The organism is Variovorax sp. UC122_21, assembly GCF_044056785.1.
Taxonomy (GTDB): Bacteria; Pseudomonadota; Gammaproteobacteria; order Burkholderiales; family Burkholderiaceae_C; genus Variovorax.
Genome location: NZ_CP172003.1, coordinates 2017327 through 2039585, shown reverse-complemented (window position 1 = coordinate 2039585; position 22259 = coordinate 2017327). Strand labels below are relative to the sequence as shown.

Below are 22259 nucleotides of genomic sequence, written 5' to 3'. Positions count from 1 at the left end.
CGGGTGTGACGTTCAGAGCAGGTAATCGGGATCGGTCTTGAGCAGGCGCCGCTTGATGCTCGCCAGGTGCTGGACCGCGCTCTCGTTGCCGCCGCTGCGCATCTGCGCATAGGTGGCCGCGGCCAGTTCCTTCGGCACGGGGCTGAGCTTGCGGCCCGTGGACTCGGCCAGCACCTGCACCTCACAGGCCCGCTCGAGGTAATACAGGTCGTTCCAGGCCTCGGCGATGGTCTTGCCGACCACCATCACGCCGTGGTTGCGCATGAACACCACGTCGGCGTCGCCGATCGCCGCCGCGATGCGGTCGCCTTCCCTCGCATCGAGCGCGAGGCCATTGAAGTCGTCGACCGCCGTGCGCCCGTAGAACTTCAGCGCGGTCTGGCCGGCCCATTGCAGCGGCTGACCTTCGACCAGCGCGAGGCTGGTCGCATACGGCATGTGCGTGTGGAACGCGACACGGGCGCGCGGCAAGCTTCTATGCACCCGCGCGTGGATGAAATACGCGGTGATCTCGGGCGGCCGGTCGCCCTTGAGCACACGGCCGTCGAAGTCGCAGATGATCAGGTCGGAAGCGCGGATCTCGTCGAAGGCCAGTCCGAAGGGATTGACGATGAAGCAGTGGTCGAAGCCCGGCACCACCGCCGAGAAGTGGTTGCAGATGCCCTCTTCCATGCCGAGCCTCGCAGCCATGCGAAAGCAGGCGGCGAGGTCGATGCAGGCCTGCCGCACCTCGGGCGTGTCGAACAGGCCAGGATCGATCTCGTGTCGTGCGGTGTGGTCCACCGCCAATGAATGCGCCATAGGTTCCCGATGCCGGTTGTTGCCGTCGACTTCCGGCGTGCGCCATGATCGGCGCGCCCCGTCTGTCTTCCATGCATCGAAGTCTCCGATCCGGGGCCCGGGAGCGTCAAATCAGAATTTGACGCAACGCGATAAGGTCTTCTAATGGCCCCCCTATGAAACTCAAGCACATCGAGGTCTTCAACGCGATCATGCTGTCGGGCAGCGTGAGTGCCGCGGCGCGCATCCTCAACGTCACGCAGCCCGCGGTGACGCAGACGCTCAAGCATGCGGAGCAGCAGCTCGGCTATGCGCTGTTCGTGCGCGACAAGGGCGGCATGAAGCCGACGCCCGAGGCACGGCAGCTGCATCTGCGCGCGCAGAAGATCTTCGAGCAGGTCGACGAACTGCGGCGCCTCGCGCAGTCGCTGCGGCCCGACCACCTGGCGCAGTTCCGCATCGCGATCGTGCCCTCGCTGTCCACCACCTGCCTGTCGCGCGCGCTCGCGTCGTTCAAGGCCCGCCATCCGCGCAGCGCGGCCTCGATCAAGATCCTCCATTCCGACGAGATCGCGCGCTCGGTGGCGCTGCGCGAATGCGACCTGGGCATTGCCTATGGCGAGATCGACGCGCCACCGATCGATTCCGAGGTGGTGGGCACGGGCCACCTGGTGTGGGTCGAGCGCCGCGAAGCCGGTGCAAGGAAGCGCGCCGACACCGCGGACATGCCGATCGCCGAGATCGCGGCGCGCGACTTCATCGGCATCGACAAGGACGACCTCGTCGGGAAGGCCCTGCTGGGCCTGCTGTCGGAGAGCGCGGTGTTCGCGGGCACGCGGCTCTCGGCGCAGACCTACCAATCGGCGCTGCTGCTCACGCTCGACGGCTTTGGGCCCTGTGTGATCGACTCCTTCACCGCGGGCTTCGCGCGCGGCGAATCGCTGTCGGTGCGCAGCGTCTCGCCGCGCATCCCGGTGACGGTGTCGGCGCTGTCGGTCGCGGAAGGCCGCAGGCGCGCCGACTTCGACGACCTGCTGCAGGCCTTCCGCACTTCGCTGGCGCAGGTCGACGACGACGCGTAGGCTCGCGCGGCTTCAGGCCTCGCCCAACCAGCGCAGCGCGTTCGCGATCACCTGCCGCGACTGGTCGACCAGGCTGCGCTGCCACGCGGGCTCGCCCGGATAGAAGAAGCGCAGCAGCTCGCGCCGCGTGTCCGACAGCTGCGTGCGGCCGATGCCCGTCGCCCATTCGCGCTGGTCGCGCACCAGCAGCTCGAGCATGCGCTGCGGCCGCGCGGTGCCGAACTCCAGCACGGCCGCCGTCACGCGCGCCTGCGGCAGCGCGCGTTCGTAGGCCGGCGTGCTGTGGCCCGTGACCGGCGCGAAGTCCTCGGGCGCGCCGCTCTCGTGCACCGCCACCACCCATTCGCCGAACACCTCGCGCATGCGCGCCAGCGCCTCGCCCTGCTGCAGCGCGACCAGCGAGCCGTAGCCGTAGGGGCCGAGGCCCGTGTGGTAGTCGACCAGGCAGACCTCGCGCGCCGACGCGCCATGGCGGCGCAGCACGGCCTCGATGGTCAGGCGCGACCACGTGGGCGCCTGGCCGCCGAAGCCCATGCCCTGCGCGAAGCTGTACTGCCCGGCCATCAGCGCGTTGTAGAGCGCCTCGCTGCCATGGCTGCGCGCGAAGTCCGCGAGCAGCGCATCGCCCGCGGCCACGGCCGAGGCATCGCCGGGATCGAGCGCGATCGCGGCATGCAGCGGCGCGTACTTGTGCGAGGGCGGCGCCTGCGCATGGTCGATGAAGTTGCGGCACAGGTCGACGTTGTCCTCGGTGTAGCGCCGCAGCCAGGAGGCGCCCCAGGGATTGATCGCATGCACCAGCACCACGGCGGTATCGGGCGGCAGGTCATCGGCCGATTGCGTCAGCAGCCAGTCGATCTGGCAGCCCGAGCCCGCGAACAGCTCCACGCCATGCACGCCCGAGGTCAGCACCAGCACGCGCTGCGCGTCGGCCGGGCCGATGCGCACCACGTCGGTGGCGAGCGCCTCGCCCTGCGCGCCCGCGAGCGGATGGCCATGCACCTCGGGCGCGAGGCCGCGCAGCGCGCAGGCGGCGAGGAACTTGCGGCGCGCCGTCGCATAGTCGGCGCTGAACAGCGTGTCGGTCGGGATCATCGGCGCTGCGCTCATCAATCGATCTGGAAGCCGGATTCCCGGATGATCGGCTGCCACAGCGCGAGTTCGCTGCGCACCGCCTCGCGCAGCTGCTGCGGATTTCCGGCCGCGGGATCGAAGCCCACGTTGGCCAGGCCCGCGGTGGTGGACGGCAGCGCCGCGATCTCGGCCACGGCCGCGCTCACGCGATCGACCAGTGCCTGCGAGGTGCCGGGCGGCGCGAACAGCCCGACCCAGCTCGAGCTGCCGAGCGCGGTGAAGCCGAGCTCGCCGAAGGTCGGCACTTCGGGCACGCTGGCCGCGCGGCGCGGGCCGGTCACGGCCAGCATGCGGATCTTGCCGGCGCGGTGCGCGCCCAGGAACCCGCCGAGCGCATCGACGGCCGCCGGAATCTGGTTACCCATCAGGTCGGCCAGCAGCGGCGCGCCGCCCTTGTAGGGCACGGGCAGCAGCTCGATGCCTTCCTTCTTGCCGACCACGTAGCCCACGAAGTGCGGCGAGCTGCCCGCGGCGGGCACGCCGAAGCTGCGCGCCTCCTGCTTCGCGCGCGCCAGCGCGAGGTACTCCTGCAGCGTCTTCGCGGGCTGCGCCGCGCTGACCGCGAGCGCCACCTCGAAGGTCGCGAGCCGGGCCACCGGCGCGAAGTCCTTCACCGGGTCGTACTTCACCGAGCGCGAGGTCAGCGGCAGCGTCGAGAACATGTGGCTGTTGCCCAGCAGCAGCGCACTGCCGTCGGGCGGCAGTGCACGGAACTGCTCGGCCGCGATCTGGCCGCCCGCGCCGGGGCGGTTGTCCACCACCACGGTGGCGCCCAGGCGCTTCTGCAGCTCCTCGGCATAGAGGCGCGCCACCGCGTCGGCCGTGCCGCCCGCGGGATAGCCGACCACCAGGCGGATGGTGCGGCCGGCCGTGGCGGACGGCTGCGCCGCGGCCAGCGGCGGCAAGGCCGCGGCGATGACGCCGACGGGCAGCAGGGGCAGGAAGGCGCGACGCTTCATCGGGACATCTCCGAAAGACAAGGGACGGACGGCAACGAGCGGCTGGCGGGCGCGACGCGCACCCACCGGCCACGGAACAACGAACGCAACGAAGAGGAAAAGCCGGCGCTCAGGCCTCGAGCAACTGCTCGCCGCGCGCGAGCTGGCGCGCGTAGGTCTCGGCATCGAGGTTCGCGCCGCAGACGATCAGCCCGGTGCGCTGCCCGCGCAGTTCCTCGCGCAGCGGCCCGAGCAGCGCGGCGAGCGCCGTGGCGCCGGCCGGCTCCACCGCCAGCTTGGCATCGCGGAACATCACGGCCATCGCGCGGCAGATCTCGTCGTCGCTCACGGTCACGATGCGCTCCATGTGGCGCCGGCAGAGCCCGTAGGCCATCGGCGTGGTCATCGGCGGCGCCAGGCTGTCGGCGATGGTCGAGAGCTTCTCCATGCGCTGCGGCGAGCCGGACTCGAAGCTGCGCCGCATCACGTCGGCGCCCTCGGGCTCGATGCCGATCACGCGGCAGCCGGGCATCAGCTTGCGGATGGCCGTGGCCACGCCGCTGCCCAGGCCGCCGCCGCCCACGGCCACCAGCACCGTGTCGAGGCCCGGCACCTGCTCGGCGAACTCGAGCCCCACGGTGGCAGTGCCGAGCGAGGTGCCCTCGCCCTCGAAGGGATGGATGAAGGTGCGGCCCTCGTCGCGCACCAGCGCCTCGGCCATCGCGAAGCCGGTGGCGCCGTCGGGCGCGATCAGCAGTTCGGCGCCGTAGGCGCGCGCCATCGCCACGCGCGCCGGATTGGCCGAGGCCTGCACCACGATCTTCGCGGAGACGCCGGCCTCGCGCGCCGCGAAGGCCGCGGCCACCGCGTGGTTGCCGGCGCTCATCGCGGTGATGCCGCGCGCCTTCTGCTCGGGGGACAGTCGGCGCGCCACGTTGAGCGCGCCGCGTGCCTTGAAGGTGCCGGTGCGCTGGAACAGCTCGAGCTTCATGTGCACGTCGGCGCGGCCGAGCAGGCGCTCGACCGTGGGTCCGTGCAGCGGCGCGACCGGCGTGCGCAGCAGCGCCTGCGCATTGGCCCGCGCGGTCTCGCGGATGGCCTCGAGGTCGAGGTCGGGCAGTTCGGAAGCGGCTGGGGATGCGGTGCTCATGGCGTCAGGCTCCAGGTGCGCGGCTTGCGCTGCGTGTGCGCGCGATGGCTTCGATCTCGACCAGCGCGCCCGGCACCATCAGGTCGGCACGCACCGTCGAGCGCGCGGGCGCGGGGCCCGCGGCGGGGTCGAAGCATTCGGCATAGCTGCGGTTGAATTCGGCGAAGTCCTCCAAGCGCGAGAGCCACACGGTGGTCTTCGCGACATCGGCCAGCCCCAGGCCCTCGGCCGCGAGGATCTCGCCGATGCGCCCGAGGCAGCGCCGCGTCTGCTCGCCGACCGTGTCGCCTTCGATGCGCCACTGGGCGTCGAAGGCCATCTGGCCGCTGACGAAGACGAACTCGCCCTCGCGGCGCGAGGGGGAGAAGAACGGTGGGGCCACGGCGGGCGTCGGGGCGGTCTGCATGCGGCGCAGTCTATAGACGGCCGCGCGGCGCGTCCTTTGCGCGACGGGCGAAAACTTATGCGCGAGCGACGCCGCGCATGGGGGACTTTCCCTCAGCCCGCCGCCAGCAGCGCGCGCACGTCCGCGGTGAATTCGCTCGCGCTCTGCGCATAGCGCATCACCACGCGCATGCGGCCCTTGCGGTCGATCAGGTAGGTGAAGGCCGAATGGTCCATGGTGTACGAAGTGCGCGTGGGCACCTTCTCGTAGAACACCTTGAACTCCTTCGCGGTCGCCTCGGTCTGCGCGAGATCGCCGCGCAGACCGAGGAAGCTCGGGTCGAAGGCCGCCGTGTAGGCACGCATCACCTCGGGCGTGTCGCGCTCCGGATCGACGGTGACGAAGATCACCTGCAGGTCGTCGCCGGCCGCGCCCAGCTGCTGCTTGACCTCCGCCGCGCGCGTCAGCGCGGTCGGGCAGATGTCGGGACACTGGGTGAAACCGAAGAAGATCATCACCACCTTGCCCTTGAAGTCGGCCAGCGTGCGGCGCTTGCCGTCGGGATCGGTGAGCGCGAAGTCGCGGCCGTAGTTGGCGCCCGTGATGTCGGTGCCGGTGAAGCTCGGCTTCGGCTCGGATTCGCCGCAGGCGGCCAGCGCGGCCCACAGGGGCAGCGTGGCGGTGCCCAGCAGCAGGCGGCGGCGGGTCGTCGGGAGTACGCGGGTCATGGATGTTCCTTCGAGGGAGTGAATGGGGGAATGCGCCGGGCCGCCGGCTTCGGTGTCAGCTTGCGGCCCAGCCGGCGCCAGCCGATCACCACGCCCGTGAGGCTCAGCGCCGCGCCGCCGAGGCTCAGCAGAACCATCGCGAGGTCCCACAACGGGCGGCGTTCGAGCAGCGGGCGCCAGTCCCAGCTGTGCAGCATCGCGAACAGCCAGCGGCTGGCACGGCGATGGCTGTCGCTGCGGTTCAGCAGCGCACCGGTGCGCGGATCGACATGCGCCCAGGTGCCGGCCTCGTCCGCGAACACCACGCGCCAGATGGGCAGCGGCTTGTCGCCGCCACCGGTCATGGTGTGCGGCTCGCGCGTGTAGTAGTGGCTGTCGTAGGCGGTCAGCACCTCGATGCGCGCGACCGGCGCGCGCGCAGAGCTTCGCGACCGCGGCTTTCAACATGTCGGCGTCCAGCGCCGTCGGCGCGGCGCTCGCGGCATCGAGCACCGTGGGGCGCAGCGCGGTGCCGCGTACGAGCACGAGATCGCGTCCCGCGGCGCGGGTCCAGCGCAGCTCGCGCACCGTGCCGCCCGCGGCCGCGATCAGCGCCTGGGGCGAGGCGGCGCCGGCCGGCGGCGCGAGCGGCCCGCCATTCATCGCCTCGGTGCGCAATGCGGGCGCGCCGCTGTCGAACACGCGCCAGGGATTCATCGACATCAGCCCGCTGAAGATCCAGGTCAGCGTGACGGCCGCGAACAGCAGGCCGGTGATGTGATGCCAGCGCATCATGAAACCGCGGTACGGCGAGCGCGAGCCGCTGCGGTAGCGGCTCGCGAAACGCCAGCGCAGGATGCCGACGGCCGTGCCCATGAGCGTGACCGCGATGCCCAGGATCGAGAGCCAGTTGACGATGTCGGCCCAGTACGGATCGAGCGCGCCGCCGCGCAAGGGATACAGCCAGTGAATCCACGCGCCCGCGTAGTTCCACAGCCGCTCGGTGCGCGGCGCGTCGCGCACCACCTCGCCGGTGCGGCCCGAGACATAGAGCCGCGTGTGCGCCGCATCGGCCAGCGCCACCTGATACAGCGGCCGGTGCGCGTCGAGCGCGCGCGAATGGGTGAAGGCGTCCTCGTCGAGCGTGCCCTCGTACACCAGGCCCACGCCCGGCCCCGCGAAGGCCGCGGCGCTGGCCATCGCGAGTTCGCGGTCGACATGGCGCAACGGCGTGCCGGTGGCCGCGTCGATCACCACGCTGCTCTTGCCGCCCGCGGGCTGCACGAGGTACACGGCGCGGCCGCCGCTGGCCACAGCCAGGCGCAGCTCCTTGAGCGGCCCCGCGATGCCCGCCGCATCGAGCGCCTCGCGTGGCCCGAGCAGCGCGGCATCGGCCGCGAGCGGCGGCAGATGCAGCAGCCGCTCCGACTCGGTGAGCTTGGGATAGCCCACGTACATCATCACCACGCCCGAGACGAACCACATCGCGAAGAAGGCGCACACCACGATGCCGAGCCAGCGGTGCAGCAGGAACAGCCAGCGCTTGAAATGGGCCATGGACCAGCCCTCCTCAGAACGCGACGTGCAGGCTGAGATCGCCAGTGCGCGGCGCGCCCAGGTAGGCGAAGCTGCTGCCGAGGTTGGCCGCGTAGATGCGGTCGGTGGCATTGCGCACGCGGCCCACCAGCGTGAGCGAGCGGTTGATCTTCCACGACAGGCCCAGGTCGACCAGTGTGTACGACGGCCAGCGCGCGCTGTTGGCCGCGTCGGCGTAGGTCTTGCCCACATGGCGCAGCCCCACGCTGGCCTGCAGCGCGGGCGTGATCGCGTACGACACCCAGAGGTTGGCCACCACGGCCGGCGTGTTGGTCGGCGTGCGGCCCGCGAGCGACACGCCGTTCTGCACGAAGTTGTCGTACTTCGCGTCGACGTAGCTCAGGTTGCCCTGCAGCGACCACTGCGGCGTGGGCTGCAGGCCCACCGCGATCTCCACGCCCTTCGACGACTGCTCGCCCACGAGCACGGTCAGCGCGCTGTTGTTCGGGTCCTGCGTGGCGATGTTCTTGCGCGAGAGGCGGTAGGCCGCCACGGTCGCGGTGCCCTTGCCCTGCCAGAAATCGAGCTTGGCGCCGACCTCGGCCTGTCGGCCGGTCGTGAGTTCGCTGTTGTTCATCACGTCGGCGAAAGAGGCTGTCGACAGCACGCCCGAGGGCGGATCGGCTGCGGTCGCGTACTGCGCATAGAGGTTGGCGCCGGGCGCGAAGTCCCACACCAGGCCGACGCGTCCCGTGGTCGGGTTGTAGTTGCGCCGGTAGCTGGCCGGCGCGCTGGCGCTGATGGCGCGACGGTTGGTCAGCGCGAGCTCGATGCGATCGTGGCGCAGCGCGCTCACGAGGTGCAGCGAGGGCGCGAGCGCCGTGCGGTTCTCGATCGACAGCGCGGTGGTCGTCACCTTGTTGTCGCGGTCGGGGTTGAAGCCCGGCCGCATGCCCGGCACCGCGAAGAAGGGCTCGGTGGCGAAGAGGTAGGGGTTCACCGTGCTCACGGTGGCCGGCAGGCTGTTCGGAAAGCGCGTCTGCTTGTTGACGCTGAAGTCCAGCCCGAAGGACCAGTCGCTGCGCAGGCCCGCGAGCTGCCCCTTGTAGAGGCCCTCGATGCGGTCGCCCACCACCTGCTGGTCATGGCGCTGCAGCAGGGCCCCCGAGCGGATCACGGCCGTGTTGCTCGCATTGAAGCGGTAGCTCTCGACGTTGCGGTAGTCGCGCAGCGCGTCGTAGGCATAGAAGGTGTTCTTCAGCTGCAGCGCATCGGACACGCGCCAGTCCGCGATGGAACGCAGCCACTGCACGCGCTGCGCATAGATGCCGTCGGCGCTGTTGTAGTTCTTGAAGCGCGTGGCCGGGTCCACGCGCAGGCTGCCAACCACGGGATTGAGCAGCGGCGTGCCCCAGTACGGGCGGTCCACCCACTCGTCCTGGTACTCATAGGCCAGCGTGTGCGTGACACCGCCGCCGAAGTCCGACAGCAGCGAGGCCGCGAGCTGCGTGGCGCGCGTGCGCGTGCCGTCGGTCCAGCCGTCGGCATCCTTGCGGTTGAGGTCGATGCGCGCGTAGTGGCTGCCCGCGCCGCCATCGCCCGCGATGCGGCGGTTGAGCCCGATCGAGGCTTCCTTGAGCTGCTGCGTGCCCAGGCGCAGCCGGGCCTCGGTGAGGTCGCTGCGCTCGGCGATCTTGCTGATGTAGTTGATCGAGCCGCCGACCGCGCCCGCGCCGAACAGGAAGCTCGAGGGCCCGCCGATGACCTCGACGCGGTCGTAGATCCAGCTGTCGACCGGCCGCGCGGCGATCGAGTACTGCACGTTGATGCCGTTGAACATCTGACTCAGCGAGCCGGCGCCGAAGCCGCGGTAGCTCACGCCGATGTTGCCGGGCGCGTTGTGCGCCGTGATGCCGGGCACCGCGCGCAGGATCTCCTGCGTGTCCTGCGCGCCGCGTGCCTCGATGGTGGCGCGGTCGACCACGCTGACCGAGGCCGGCGTCTCGCGCGGCGTCAGGCCGAGGCGGCTGCCGGTGTCGGAAGGCGTGTCGAGGTTGAGGCGCCCGTTCGGCGCGGGCGCGGGTGGCGGGTCGACCTCGATCGCTTGCAGCGTGGTCTGGACCTGGGCCTGCGCGAACGGCGCGGCGAAGGCGCCGAGCGCGAAGCAGGACAGCGCACGCGCGCGCAGGCGCTCGGCACCACGGCCGTGGGAAATGGCAATGAAAGGCACGGGATCTCTCTTCTCGCAGCGCATGGCTGCGCTGACGGCGCAGCGGCGCGTGGCCGCGCATGCCGTCGACGAACGATGGGCGCCGCGCGCGGACCGGCGCGCCAACGAGGCGACGCCAGGGTCCGTCGTGCGACGGATTCAGCGGTTCAGGCGAAGAGGAAGGAAGGAGGCCCGCGCGCCGGCAGCGGCGCGGCGGTGGCCGCGGCGATGCGCGCGGCGGGGATCGAACGCAGGGCGTAGGACAGCGGTGCCGGCATCGGCACCTCGACCTGCGCGATCGCTGGCGGCAGGCCGCCGATCACGCACAACGGGCAGTCCATGCCCATGCTGCCCATCGGCACCGCGCCATCCTCGGTCTGCACGACCATCGTGACGTGGCCCGAGGCCGAGCACACGATGTCGATCTGCTGAGGCTTCACGATCGGCGAGGCGACCGCGACGGACAGGGACAGCACGAACCACGCCAGCACGAGGCGATGCAGGGTCGAGAGTTTTCGAAGGACGTGCACGGGCGCCATTATCGCGACGAATCATGGATCGCGAAGCAACAGCCCGTGCTTCGCCTGGGGCTAGTCGAGGCCGACATTCACCTTCTGCTGCTCGATGATCTCCACGATCAGCTGGCCGGTATGGATGACGTGCTCCGTCACCATCGCCTTCGCGCCCTGCGCATCGCCGGCCAGGCACAGGCGCAGCAGCTTCTTGTGCTCGGCCTCGGAGCGATCGACGTTGGTCTTCGACTTCCACGGCAGGTAGAGATAGCGCCCGAGGTTGAGCCGCGCGGACTCGACCGACTGCAACAGCAGCGGCCGGTCGGCCTTGGCATAGAGGCTCGCGTGGAACTCGTGGTTGAGGCGGAACACCTCCTCGACTTGCCTGGCCTTGCCGAGCTCTTCCAGCAACCCGGTGGCGCGCGCGATGTCGGCACGCGAGAGATGGGGCACCGCCAGCTCGATCAGCCGCCCTTCGAGCAGCCAGCGCAGCTCGATCAGCTCGACCGCCTCGCGCGCGCTCAGGAAGGCCACCGAGGTGCCCTTGTTGAGCCGGGCCGTGGCCAGCCCCGCGGCGACGAGCCGCGAGAGCGCCTCGCGCACCGGCACATGGCTGACACCGAAGCGCGCGGCGATGTGGTCCTGCTTCAGCGGCGCGCCGGGTTCGAGCACGGCCGTCGCTATTTCGGAGCGGAGCGTCTCGTAGACCGACCCCGCGGCCACTTGCGAGCTGCTTTCCTTCATGTTGCGCCTTTTCTCAAAGTATATATACTTTCTTTACTTTATATATAATCATGCGCCAGGCCGGACTTCCACCTCCGCCTGGGCACTGGAACTATGGCCGAAAAAATCCCTGGCTTCTGCGCCCTCTGCCGCTCGCGCTGCGGTTCGATCAGCGTGGTGGAGAACGGCGTACTGATCGCCCAGGAAGCCAACCCCGACCACCCGACCGGCAAGGCCCTCTGCGTGAAGGGCCGCGCGGCGCCCGAGCTGGTCGCCAATCCGCAGCGGCTTTTGCATCCGCTGATACGCACGGCGCCGAAGGAGGCCGCCGATCCGCTTTGGCGCCAGGCCTCGTGGAACGAGGCCCTGGACCTCGTCGCGCAACGCATCGGGCGCATCCGCGACGAGAGCGGTCCCGAGTCGGTGTCCTTCGCCATCACTTCGCCGAGCGGCTCGCCGCTGTCCGACGGCATCGTCTGGATCGAACGGCTGGTCAATGCCTTTGGCAGTCCGAACCTGTGCCGCGGCACCGAGATCTGCAACTGGCACAAGGACGTCGCGCACGGCTTCACCTTCGGGCGCGGCATCGGCGCGCCGGACTTCTCGAACACGCAGTGCATCGTGCTGTGGGGCCACAACCCGTCGGCCACCTGGCTCGACCATGCGACAGGCGTGACGGAAGCCTTCGCGCGCGGCGCGAAGATCGTCGTGGTCGATCCGCGCAAGGCCGGCTTCGCGATGCGCGCCCACCAATGGCTGCGCGTGCGGCCGGGCTCGGACGGCGCGCTGGCGCTGGCCATCGCTGGCGAGATGATCCGCAACGGCGAATACGACATCGACTTCATCCGCCGGCACTCGAACGGGCCGCTGCTGGTGCGCGAGGACACGGGCGCGTTCCTGCGCGAAGCCGACCTCACGGGCCTCGCCTCGGAGCGGCTCGTGGCCTTCGACGAGGCGAGCGAATCCATCGTGCCCTACGACCCCGGCACGGCCAGCTACGCATCGCAGACCGACACCCTCGCGCTCTTCGGCGCCATCACGCTGCAGACGACCACCGGCCCCGTTCGATGCCGGCCCGCCTTCGCGCTCTATGCCAAGCTGTGCAAGGCCATGTCGCCCGAACGCGCGGAGGAACTGTGCTGGGTCCCCGCGCAGCAGGTGCGCGACACCGCACGGCTGCTGTTCGCGCACCGCCCCGTCAGCTACTACGCGTGGTCGGGCGTCGGCCAGCACACCAACGCGACGCAGACCGACCGCGCGATCGCGCTGCTCTACGCGCTCACGGGCAGCTTCGACGCGGCCGGCGGCAACGTGGACTTCGCGCACCCGCCGGCGCGCAAGGCATCGGGCAAGGAACTGCTGTCTGCGGCGCAGCTCGCGAAATGCGTGGGCATCGACGAACTTCCGCTCGGCCCGGCCGCGCAGGGCTGCATCGGCAGCGACACGCTGTACCGCGCCATCCTCGAGCAGAAGCCCTATGCGATCCGTGGCGTGATCGGCTTCGGCGCCAACCTGCTGCTCGCACATGCCAATCCGCTGCGCGGTGCCGAGGCGCTGCGCCGGCTCGACTTCTTCGTGCATGCCGATGTGACGCTGACCCCGACCGCGCACTACGCCGACGTGGTGCTGCCGATCGGCACGCCCTGGGAGCGCGAGGCGCTGCGCATCGGCTTCGAGGTGAACCAGGGCGCCGAGGAACTGGTGCAGCTGCGCCCGCGGATGGTGGCGCCGGTGGGCGAGAGCCGCTCCGACGCATGGGTCGTCTTCAAGCTCGCGAAGCGGCTCGGGCTGGCCGACCGGTTCTGGGGCGGCGACATCGATGAGGGCATGCGCTACATGCTCGAGCCGCTGGGCATCAGCCTGGAGGCACTGCGGCAGCATCCCGAAGGCATCCGCTACCCGCTGAAGACGCGCTACCAGAAGCACCACGGCGCGGGGTTCCGCTTCGCGACCGACACCGGCAAGGTCGAGATCTATTCGGCGCTGCTGCACCGGCATGGCCAGTCGCCGCTGCCCGTGTATGTGCCGCCCTTGCCGAAGCTGCGGCTTCGCGAAGGTAGCCCGGACTTCCCGCTCGTGCTGACCTCGGCCAAGCTGCCCCAGTACTGCCACAGCCAGCACCGACAGGTGGCGTCGCTGCGCAGCAAGGCACCCGATCCGCTCGTGGCCATGAACCCCGCCACGGCAGCCGCGCGCGGCATCAAGCCCGGCATGTGGGTGCGCGTGCGCTCGCCGAGCGGCTCGGTGCGCTTCAAGGCGACGCTCGATGCCAGCCTCGATCCGCGCGTGGTCTGCGCGCAGTACGGCTGGTGGCAGGGCAACGAGCAGCTGGGCCTGCCCGCGCACGCACCGCTCTCCGAGCAGGGCTCGAACTTCAACCTGCTGGTCGACGACGGCGATCTCGACCCGATCAGCGGCTCGGCGCCGCACCGCTCCTACATCTGCGAGGTCGTGGCCGAAGCCGGGCCCACCGCCTGAACACCCCATTCACTCACCACCCACTCCGTCGATACCCATGCAAGTCAAAGTCCAACGCAAGGTGCCCGAGGCCACCGACATCTGTTCCTTCGAGCTGGTCGCCATCGGCGCCGAGCCGCTTCCGCCCTACGAGCCCGGTGCCCACATCGATGTCGACGTCGGCGGGGGTGAGACGCGGCAATACTCGCTGTGCGCGCCCCATGGCGAGGGGCGCTATGTCATCGGCGTGAAGCGCGATCCGCGCTCGCGCGGCGGCTCCCGGTTCATGCACGAGTCCGTGAACGAAGGCGACGTCCTCACCATCGGCGCGCCGAGAAATCACTTCCCGCTCGCGCCGGACGGCGAGCGCTTCATCCTCGTCGCGGGCGGCATCGGCATCACGCCGCTGCTGTGCATGGCCTCGCACCTGGGCGCTGCCGGAAGAGCGCTCGAGCTGCACTACTTCGCGCAGTCGGCGGAACACGTTGCCTTCCGCCGGCAGCTCGAGGGCGCGGCCCTGGCCCCTGCCGTCCAGTACCACCAGGGCCACGGCCCCGACGCGCTGCCCGAGCTGCTGGCATCGATCGTCGGCGATCCGGCGCCGGGCAAGTACCTCTACCTGTGCGGACCGCGCCCCTTCATGGAGCTCGTGCGGCAGGCCGCGGCGAACTGGCCGGCCGACCAGGTCCGCTTCGAGTATTTCGGCGCGGGCTCGACGCCTCCCGCTGCATCGGCGCCGCAGGCCGCGTTCGAGGTCTGCGCCGCCGCCTCGGGCATCTCGGCGCAGGTGGAAGCGGGCCAGAGCATCGTCGAGGTGCTGCGCGCCCACGGCGTGCACATCGAGACCTCGTGCGAGGAAGGCCATTGCGGCACCTGCGTGACCACGGTGCTCGAGGGCCAACCCGAGCATCGCGATTCCTTCCTCACCGAGCCCGAGAAGGCATCGGGCACGCTGATGCTGCCGTGCGTGTCGCGCAGCTGTTCCGCGCGGCTCGTCCTCGATCTCTGAGCGAATGGGTCATGGCGCGCGCACGCGCCATGACCGACGCAGCGCGTTCAGAACGCCGTGACGTTCCACTCGTACTCGGTCGCGACCTCGCCGAGGATGCGCAAGCGCTGCGACGGCTCGGCGGCCAACGCGGCCAGGATCCGGGTGTTCAACGCCACCATCGTGGCCTTGGCGTTGTCGGCGAACTCCACCGTGATGCCCTGGTCCTCGTACTTCTGGACGAAGGCCTGCGCCGCCACCCCGATGACGAAGTAGAGGCCCGCGTTGTCGAGGTCCGACTTCATGAGGTCGAAGGCGCCGCGGTACAGCAGCTTGAAGGCGTCGGAGCCCGACAGGTCGTTCTCGAAGCGGGTGCTGATGTCCTGGAAGTTCATGGTGTGTTGCCTTCGATGTGGTCAGTGATGAAACCCTTGCCGCCATGCGCCGCGGACCAGGCGGCCGGATCGCGCAGGAAATCGTCGAACTCGGCGATCACCTCGCGGCCGAAACTGCCTCGCTGCGCCGCGACCGCGCGGATGTCGTGCCAGTTCGCCAGCGCATGGACCTCGAGCCCCAGCGCGGCCAACGTGCGATCGGCGCCGAACATGCCGTAGTCGAACAGCACCAGCACATCGCCGACCTCGGCACCCGCGGCGCGCAGCGCGCGCGCGAAATTGGCCTTCGATGCGCCGGCCGCCATCATGTCGTCAACCAGCAGCGCGCGCTCGCCGGCGCGCACCACGCCCTCGACCTGGCGGGCGCCGACCGCGCGCTTGCGGACGTACTGCATCGGCAGGTCCAGCGCATCCGCGATCCAGGCCGCCAGCGCGATGCCGCTCGACTCGCCGCCCGCGATCGAGCCCACGCCGGCCAGGCAGCCATCGGCTCTCAGCAGCTCGATGGCATGGCCCACCAGCGCGCGGCGCGTCTCGGGAAAGGAAACGAGCCGCCGGCAATCCATGTAGACCGGCGTCGCCCATCCCGAGGGGAGCCGGAAGGGCTCGTCGGTGCGCAAGGTCACGCAGCCGGCATCGAGCAGCCGGGCGGCGACCTCGAGGCGGATCGGGTCTGGGGCAGTGGTCATGGCGGTAGAGCCTTTGGCTAGTGAATTCGGTCGAGCAATTTGCGCAGGTGCATCGCACCCGCCTTGCCCTTGTAGGCAGCCTTCCAGAGCCTGCCGATCATGGCTTCGTACATGCGCACCGCCTCGGGCGAGGCGGTCACGGTCGCGATGCCGTTGCGCACGTTCGGCAGCTCGCCGAGCCGGAACGGGCTCACGGCCAGCACGCTGCCGGCGCGGCCGGAGAACACCTGGAAGGTCGCGGTCGGCATGGCGTCGTCGATCAGTCCGATCTGCACGTCGATCGGCTCGCTCTCCATCAGGTCGGCGATCCGCTCGACCTCGCGGCGCGCCGCCAGCCGGCGCTCGATGCGCACGCTCTCGGGCAGGTCGATGCGGCCGACCAGGCCGGTATCGACGAAGCGCTCGAGTTCGCGCAGCCCGATCAGGCTCACGATATGCGGCCGCCGGCGCTGGAAGAAAGCGCGGCGCTCCTGCATGATCTGCAGCATCTTGTCGATGTCGGCCGAGGTCGGTCCCTTGCCCGCGCCCTTGGGCGAGGCCTCGATCAGCATCTGGCGCAGGGTCGGCAGGTAGTCCTCCGAGGTCAGCAGCAGCGAGATCGGCTCGAAGTGCGCGAGGATGCGGTCGGACGACTCCTCGAGCTGGCGCATGCGCTCGAACAGGCCTAGCGCGGTCGAGTAGTACTCCACCTCCACGCCGAGCAGCGACGCCAGCGTGGTATCGAGCAGATGGGCCAGGCGCTCGAGCGTCTCGATCTTGACGATCTCGCCCTTCTCGAGCCGGTACACGACCGCGCGCGAGATGCCCAGCCGCTCGGCCACGTCCTCGGCCAGCAGCGAGGCGCCCACCCGGTAGGCACGCAGGCGGTTGCCCAGCGCCACGTAGTCGATCGATGACTTGAAGGTCGAATTCGCAGCTTCCATCTCGTTTTCCACTTTATGGATCGAAAAAGAAACTATAGGCGAGTTTCGACATCCGCGGTCACCGGCGAGGCGCGAGGCGGTGCGGGAACTCACGCCGCGACCGGCTCGCGCACGGGCGCGTCCCGCAGGGCCCACGGCAGGCGGCTGCCGCCGAGGAAGGGATTTAGCGCCCCGCCGGCCGCGAGCGCCACGTCCTGCGGCACCTCCCAGGGCGAGCGCTCGAGCGTCACGCTCGCCTCGTTGGGCGCGAGGCCGTAGAAGCGCGGACCGTTGAGGCTCGCGAAGGCCTCTAGCTTGTCGAGCGCGCCCTCCTCCTCGAACACCGTGCAATAACTCTGCAGCGCGACCGGCGCATTGAAGATACCGGCACAGCCGCAACCCGCCTCCTTCAGCGTGCGAAGGTGCGGCGCGGAATCGGTCCCGAGGAAGAAACGCGCGTCGCCCGAGGTCGCCACCCCGCGCAGCGCCAGCCGATGGCGCTCGCGCTTGAGCACCGGCAAACAGTAGAAGTGCGGCCGGATGCCGCCCGTGAAGATCGCGTTGCGGTTGAACATCAGGTGCTGGGGCGTGATCGTCGCCGCGAGGCGCCCGCTCGCATCGGCCCTGACAAAGTCCGCGGCCTCCTCGGTCGTGATGTGCTCCAGCACCACCTTGAGCGCGGGAAAGTCGCGCAGCAGCGGGCGCAGCGTCGATTCGATGAACACCGCCTCGCGGTCGAAGACGTCGACGGCCGGATCGGTGCTCTCGCCGTGCAGCAGCAGCGGCATGCCGATGGCCTGCATCGTCTCGAGCACGGGCGCCACCTTCGCGATCGACGTGACGCCATGCTCGGAATGCGTGGTCGCGCCGGCCGGATACAGCTTCGCCGCGGTCAGCACGCCGTCCTCGAAGCCCCGGCACAGGTCGTCGGAGGAGGTGCCGTCGCAGAGGTAGACCGTCATCAGCGGCACGAAGTCGGCGCCCGGCGGCAGGGCCGCCACGATCCGCTCGCGGTAGGCCCGCGCGAGCGCGGTGGTCGTCACGGGGGTCTTGAGGTTCGGCATGACGATGGCGCGGCCGAACTGCGCGGCGCTGTAGGGCAGCACCGTCCGCAGCATGGCGCCGTCGCGCAGGTGCAGGTGCCAGTCGTCGGGGCGGCGCAGGGTGATGCGGGTGGTCATGGGCAGGCTCACTTCAATCGGGCGAAGGCCGCATCCATCGCGCCGACGCCGAGCATGAAATCCTCGATGTCCATCGCTTCGTGCGGATTGTGCGAACCGTTCTGGTTCCGCACGAACAACATGCCGCTCGGGATGCCGGCATTGGCGAACAGCGAGGCGTCGTGCCCCGCGCCGCTCGGAATGAGCTCGAAGGCCGCCTCCTGCGCCGCGCAGGCCTCGGACAGCACGCAGCAGAGCTTCTCGTCCATGGTCGCGGGATCGCTGAGCAGGCGCCGGTCGAATTCGAAGCGCACGCCGCGCTCGCGCTCGATCGAGCCGCATTCGGCGCGCATCAGCTGGTAGAAGGCTTCGAGGGTGTCCGTGCTCTTGCTGCGCGCCTCCAGGCTGAAGCTCACCTGCCCCGGAATGCGCGAGATCGAATGCTCGGCCGGGTCGGTGCTGACGATGCCCGTGGTCACGACCAGGTCGGTGCCGCGCTCCAGCAGCACGCGCCAGTGCTCGTCGATGCGCATGATCAGGTCGGCGACCGCGAACATGGCGTCGTGGCGCAGCCAGCGCGGCACCACGCCCGAATGCTGCGCGTCGCCGTGGCAGACCACACGGTTGTGCCGCACGTTGCCGCGGATGCCCGAGACCACGGCCAGCGGGAGCTGGCGCGCGACCATCACCGGCCCCTGCTCGATGTGCAGCTCGAGGTAGGCCTTGATGCGCGCCTTGTCGAGCAGCGTCTGCTGCGCGCGGATCGCCTCCACGTCGGCACCGCAGCGGCGCATGCAGGCCTCCATCGATTCGCCGGTGGTGCGCTGCTTGAGCGCGAGGTCGCTCTCGCTGACCTTGCCGAAGAGCGCGCCAGAGCCCATGTAGGCCTTGCCGAACCAGGCGCTCTCCTCGCCGCGAAACGCGACCACCTCGAGCGGGCGTGCGTAGGGCGTGCCGCCGGCCTTCTGCGCGACCAGGCACAGAAGGCCCGCGACCACGCCCGCATAGCCGTCGAAGTTGCCGCCCTGCGGCACCGAGTCGATGTGCGATCCGCACCAGGTGACCGCGCTCGCCGCTGCGGTCTGCGGCAGGCCGAACACGAGGTTCGCGGCCCGGTCGGCCCGGACCTCGAGCCCTTCGCTCGCGGCGAAGGCACGCAGGTAGTCGGCGGTGTCCGATTCGCCGCGGCCGTAGCTCTGCCGCGTGACGCCGACCCCGTCGAAGGTCAGCTCGCGCACGTCGGAAAACAGCTTCTCGGCCATGGGGCGAAGTCCCGGCAGGCTCATCATCCTTGCCCCTCCCCTAGCCCGACTGCTGCGCGAAGCGCAGCCAGCGGTCCGAGAGCTGGCGGTCGAGCTTGACCTGGCCGGTCAGGTCGCGGATGTTCTTCACGCCCATCTCGTCGCAGTACGCGATCAGGCCGTCGATGATCTTCTGCATCGCGCCCGGGTCGATGAAGGAGGCCGTGCCGACCTGGACCGCGCTCGCGCCGGCCAGCATGAACTCGACCGCGTCGTGCGCGCTCGCGATGCCGCCACAGCCGATGACCGGGATGCGCACGCTGCGGTAGCACTGGTGCACCATGCGCAGCGCGATCGGCTTGATGGCCGGCCCCGACAGGCCGCCCATCACGTTGCCGAGCATGGGCTTGCGGGTGCGCACGTCGATCGACATGGCCAGCACCGTGTTGCCCATCACGAGCGCATCGGCGCCGGCCTCTTCCGCGGCCCTCGCCACCGTCGCCACGTGCGAGGCATTGGGCGTGAGCTTGGCCCACACGGGATGGTGCGTGCGGCGGCGGATCGCGCTCACGACCTTGTAGGTGGTCTCGGGCGTCATCGCGAAGGCCATGCCGTCGGCCTCGAGGTTGGGACAGGAGATGTTGGCCTCGATCACCGCCACTTCGGGCAGCGACATCTCGGCCACCGCGTCGGCGAACTCGTCGACGGTGTCCGCAGAGATCGAGACCACGACCGGCGTGTCGAAGCGCGTGTAGGGCGGCAGCACCGTCTCGCGGTAGTAGTCCAGGCCCTTGCTCGGAATGCCGATCGCATTGAGCATGCCGCCGCGGGTTTCAGCCACGCGCGGCGTCGGGTTGCCGGCACGGCTCTTGGGCGAGACGCTCTTGATCACCAGCGCGCCCAGCCGGTTGAAGTCGAGCGCCTCCGCGTACTCGATGGCGAAGCAGCCCGAGGCCGGCATGACCGGATTGCGCAGGCCGACGTCGCCGACCCTGACGTTGAGATCAGCCAAACTCCACCTCCCCGACCACGTCGCCGATGGGAAACACGGGACCTTCGCGGCAGACGCGCAGGAATTGCTTGTCGCCCTCGCGGTCGAACAGCCTGACGCAGGACAGGCACACGCCCATGCCGCAGGCCATGCGCTGTTCCATCGCCACCTCGCCCCGGGTGCCCGGATGGTCGGCGAGGATGCGCTGCAGCAGCATCAGCACGCGGTGCGAGCCGCAGGTGTAGACGGCGTCGTGGTGCCGTTCGCCGAGCAGGCGGCGCACCAGCGTGTCCATGGCCTCCACCGAGGAGCTGCCGTCCGAGTCGTAGACGCAATGCACGTCGGCTTCGGCGCCGCGCAGGAACTCGTCGCGCATCAGGTCCTTGGGGGCGCGCGCCGACATCACCGCCGTGATCGCGATGCCCATCCTGGCCGCCTGCTGCAGCAGCGGCGCCATCGTCGCCAGACCGACGCCGCGCGCCACGACCATGAGGCGTTCGTCGCCGGGCGGCAGCGTGAAGGTGTTGCCCAGCGGGCCGACGATGTCCATCGCGCCGCCGACGGGCAGCGAGGCCAGCGCGTGGGTTCCGGTGCCCGTGACGTTGTAGAGGAACTCGATCGTGCCCGCCTCCGGCCCCACGCCGTAGACGCTCATCGGGCGCAGCAGGAAGGGCTGGAGGTCGTTCGTCGTCGGGCATTTGAGCTGGTAGAACTGCCCGGGCCTGGTCGCGCCCGCCAGGTCGGCCGGCGCGCTGAGCTTCAGGTACTTGTAGCGGTCGTTGACCCAGCGGTGCTCGGCGACCTCGCAGCGGTACGAGGCCACGGATTGCGCGTTGCGCTGGAAGCAGGCGCCCTCTCCCTGCGGCACGGGCGGATGCACGGGCCGGAACGCGGGCGACTGGTGGTCGATGGTGGCGAGCATCACTCGAGCTCCTTGCCCTTGAGTTCGGGAATGAGGAAGTAGGTGGCGACCATGTCGACCAGGTAGATCGCGGCGAGCAGCGCGATCGCGATCTGGAACGAATAGGCGGCGACCAGCGCGCCGACCACCACCGGGCCGAATCCGCCGATGCCGCGGCCGAGGTTGAACAGCACGTTCTGCGCCGTGGCGCGCGCTTCCGTGGGATAGGCCTCGGAGATCAGCGCGCCGTAGCCGCCGAGCATGCCGTTGACGAACATGCCGAGCACGGCGCCGACCCACAGCAGCGAAACCGGATCGGACAGCTGGGAGTACGCCAGCACCATCGCCACGGCGCCGGCCTGGAACAGCAGGAAGCTCGGCTTGCGCCCGATGCGGTCGGCCAGCTGGCCGAAGACGAAGATGCCCAGCATCATCCCGAGGATGGTCACCGAGGTCCACATGGCCGACTTCGTGAGGTTGAACCCGAGCTTGTTGGCCAGGAAGCTCGGCATCCAGATCATGATCCCGTAGTAGCCGAAGTTCTGCACCGCGCACAGCACGACGATGCCCAGGCTGGTGCGGGTCGTCTGCGCATCCTTGACCAGCAGCTTGAAGGACCTCAGGCGCGAGCCCCGGACCTTGGGCTTGCGCACGAACACCTCGGGCTCGTGCAGCTTGTTGCGGATCACCCAGGCTACGAGCGCGGGAACGACGCCAACCAGGAACATGCCGCGCCAGCCGATGTGCGGCATCAACAGCGGCGTGAGCAAGGCGGCGCCCAGCACGCCCAGTTGCCAGCCCAGTGCCACATAGGAAGACACGCGGGCCCGGTGCCTGGCGGGCCAGGCTTCGGCCGCCAGCGCCATGCCGATGCCGAACTCGCCGCCCAGGCCGATGCCCGCGATGGTCCGGTAGACCAGCAAGTCCCAGTAGCCCTGCGCGAAGGCACAGAGCCCGGTGAAGACCGCGAACAGGACGATGGTCCAGGTCATCACGCGGATGCGCCCGAAGTGATCGCTGAGCGAGCCGAAGACGATGCCGCCGACGACGGCGCCGACCAGCGTCCAGCTCACCAGCGAGCCGGCCTGGCCCGGCGTGAGGTGCAGGTCGGCCGAGATGGCCGTGAGCATGAAGCCCAGGATCAGCAGGTCGAAGCCGTCCATCGCATAGCCGATGGCGGAGCCAGCCAGCGCCTTCCAGGCGTAGCCCGAGACGGCGTCGTCGCGTGGCGCGGAGGCGGTCGAATCTGGGGTGGATGACACGTCAGGACTCCTGGTTCGACGCGGAAAGCCCGGCGTCGTCGGATGGATGGGCCATGGAAACGGTCTCGACATGGAGTCCGCTTCGCTCATTTGCGATACTAGTATCGAAAAAGATAT

The 22259-nt window shown here is 69.8% G+C and carries 20 protein-coding genes and 1 pseudogene; 3 read left to right on the top strand and 18 right to left on the bottom strand.

Going from position 1 to position 22259, the window contains the following annotated elements; all coding sequences use genetic code 11:
- Positions 1 to 12 precede the first annotated feature (12 nt).
- Entirely contained in the window at positions 13 to 801 is a 789-nt protein-coding gene (locus tag ACHMXE_RS10410; RefSeq protein ID WP_203207567.1) for an aldolase, read from the bottom strand.
- Positions 802 to 956: 155 nt separating this feature from the next.
- Between ACHMXE_RS10410 and ACHMXE_RS10405 the strand changes: the two genes are divergently transcribed.
- Positions 957 to 1862 (top strand): LysR family transcriptional regulator, encoded by a 906-nt coding sequence (locus ACHMXE_RS10405; protein ID WP_395345911.1) that lies wholly within the window; start codon positions 957 to 959, stop codon positions 1860 to 1862.
- A gap of 12 nt (positions 1863 to 1874) precedes the next feature.
- Here ACHMXE_RS10405 and ACHMXE_RS10400 read toward each other — a convergent pair whose 3' ends face one another.
- The 9 genes and pseudogenes from ACHMXE_RS10400 to ACHMXE_RS10360 all read right to left on the bottom strand — a co-directional run bounded on the left by ACHMXE_RS10400 (position 1875) and on the right by ACHMXE_RS10360 (position 11177).
- Positions 1875 to 2972 carry a DUF2817 domain-containing protein gene (locus tag ACHMXE_RS10400; protein ID WP_395345910.1) on the bottom strand — a complete coding sequence of 366 codons (1098 nt, stop codon included), beginning with the start codon at positions 2970 to 2972 and terminating at the stop codon, positions 1875 to 1877.
- Positions 2972 to 3955 (bottom strand): tripartite tricarboxylate transporter substrate-binding protein, encoded by a 984-nt coding sequence (locus ACHMXE_RS10395; protein ID WP_395345909.1) that lies wholly within the window; start codon positions 3953 to 3955, stop codon positions 2972 to 2974. The genes ACHMXE_RS10400 and ACHMXE_RS10395 overlap by 1 nt, the downstream gene beginning before the upstream one ends.
- A 109-nt stretch (positions 3956 to 4064) precedes the next feature.
- Entirely contained in the window at positions 4065 to 5084 is a 1020-nt protein-coding gene (locus tag ACHMXE_RS10390) for a pyridoxal-phosphate dependent enzyme (protein ID WP_395345908.1), read from the bottom strand.
- A 4-nt stretch (positions 5085 to 5088) separates the two neighbouring features.
- Complete coding sequence (locus ACHMXE_RS10385; RefSeq protein WP_395345907.1) at positions 5089 to 5490, bottom strand: RidA family protein; 402 nt, start codon at positions 5488 to 5490, stop codon at positions 5089 to 5091.
- 92 nt (positions 5491 to 5582) lie between these two features.
- Positions 5583 to 6197 carry an SCO family protein gene (locus ACHMXE_RS10380; protein WP_395345906.1) on the bottom strand — a complete coding sequence of 205 codons (615 nt, stop codon included), beginning with the start codon at positions 6195 to 6197 and terminating at the stop codon, positions 5583 to 5585.
- Positions 6194 to 7733, bottom strand: a pseudogene (locus ACHMXE_RS10375) (PepSY domain-containing protein). Before ACHMXE_RS10375 ends, ACHMXE_RS10380 begins: the two are co-directional and overlap by 4 nt.
- A 13-nt stretch (positions 7734 to 7746) precedes the next feature.
- Positions 7747 to 9933, bottom strand: a complete 2187-nt coding sequence (locus ACHMXE_RS10370) for a TonB-dependent receptor (protein ID WP_395347344.1) — start codon at positions 9931 to 9933, stop codon at positions 7747 to 7749.
- 155 nt (positions 9934 to 10088) lie between these two features.
- Positions 10089 to 10451, bottom strand: a complete 363-nt coding sequence (locus tag ACHMXE_RS10365; RefSeq protein WP_281081672.1) for a DUF2946 family protein — start codon at positions 10449 to 10451, stop codon at positions 10089 to 10091.
- A 60-nt stretch (positions 10452 to 10511) separates the two neighbouring features.
- Positions 10512 to 11177, bottom strand: coding sequence for a GntR family transcriptional regulator (locus ACHMXE_RS10360; RefSeq protein ID WP_395345905.1), 666 nt, complete (start codon positions 11175 to 11177; stop codon positions 10512 to 10514).
- 156 nt (positions 11178 to 11333) lie between these two features.
- On the opposite strand from ACHMXE_RS10360, the gene ACHMXE_RS10355 reads away from it, so the two are divergent.
- Positions 11334 to 13634: a molybdopterin-dependent oxidoreductase gene (locus ACHMXE_RS10355; RefSeq protein WP_395345904.1), complete on the top strand. Its 2301-nt coding sequence runs from the start codon at positions 11334 to 11336 to the stop codon at positions 13632 to 13634.
- Between the two features lie 37 nt (positions 13635 to 13671).
- Complete coding sequence (locus ACHMXE_RS10350; protein WP_395345903.1) at positions 13672 to 14622, top strand: PDR/VanB family oxidoreductase; 951 nt, start codon at positions 13672 to 13674, stop codon at positions 14620 to 14622.
- Between the two features lie 47 nt (positions 14623 to 14669).
- Here the strand turns inward: ACHMXE_RS10350 and ACHMXE_RS10345 are convergent, their stop codons facing one another.
- The 8 genes from ACHMXE_RS10345 to ACHMXE_RS10310 form a co-directional block, all read right to left on the bottom strand.
- The gene (locus ACHMXE_RS10345; protein WP_395345902.1) at positions 14670 to 14996 is read right to left on the bottom strand and encodes a hypothetical protein; all 327 of its coding nucleotides are present in this window, start codon (positions 14994 to 14996) and stop codon (positions 14670 to 14672) included.
- The gene (locus tag ACHMXE_RS10340) at positions 14993 to 15685 is read right to left on the bottom strand and encodes an orotate phosphoribosyltransferase (RefSeq protein WP_395345901.1); all 693 of its coding nucleotides are present in this window, start codon (positions 15683 to 15685) and stop codon (positions 14993 to 14995) included. Before ACHMXE_RS10340 ends, ACHMXE_RS10345 begins: the two co-directional genes overlap by 4 nt.
- 17 nt (positions 15686 to 15702) lie before the next feature.
- A complete protein-coding gene (locus tag ACHMXE_RS10335) occupies positions 15703 to 16608 on the bottom strand; it encodes a helix-turn-helix domain-containing protein (protein ID WP_395345900.1) in 906 nt (301 codons plus the stop codon).
- A gap of 89 nt (positions 16609 to 16697) precedes the next feature.
- Positions 16698 to 17768 (bottom strand): dihydroorotase, encoded by a 1071-nt coding sequence (gene pyrC, locus ACHMXE_RS10330; protein ID WP_395345899.1) that lies wholly within the window; start codon positions 17766 to 17768, stop codon positions 16698 to 16700.
- An 8-nt stretch (positions 17769 to 17776) separates the two neighbouring features.
- Positions 17777 to 19033: a hydantoinase/carbamoylase family amidase gene (locus tag ACHMXE_RS10325; protein ID WP_395347343.1), complete on the bottom strand. Its 1257-nt coding sequence runs from the start codon at positions 19031 to 19033 to the stop codon at positions 17777 to 17779.
- A gap of 16 nt (positions 19034 to 19049) precedes the next feature.
- Positions 19050 to 20000, bottom strand: a complete 951-nt coding sequence (locus tag ACHMXE_RS10320; RefSeq protein ID WP_203207584.1) for a dihydroorotate dehydrogenase — start codon at positions 19998 to 20000, stop codon at positions 19050 to 19052.
- Complete coding sequence (locus ACHMXE_RS10315; protein WP_395345898.1) at positions 19993 to 20901, bottom strand: dihydroorotate dehydrogenase electron transfer subunit; 909 nt, start codon at positions 20899 to 20901, stop codon at positions 19993 to 19995. The genes ACHMXE_RS10320 and ACHMXE_RS10315 overlap by 8 nt, the downstream gene beginning before the upstream one ends.
- On the bottom strand, positions 20901 to 22043 hold the full coding sequence (locus ACHMXE_RS10310) for an MFS transporter (RefSeq protein ID WP_395347341.1): 1143 nt from the start codon (positions 22041 to 22043) through the stop codon (positions 20901 to 20903). Before ACHMXE_RS10310 ends, ACHMXE_RS10315 begins: the two co-directional genes overlap by 1 nt.
- Positions 22044 to 22259: the final 216 nt, after the last annotated feature.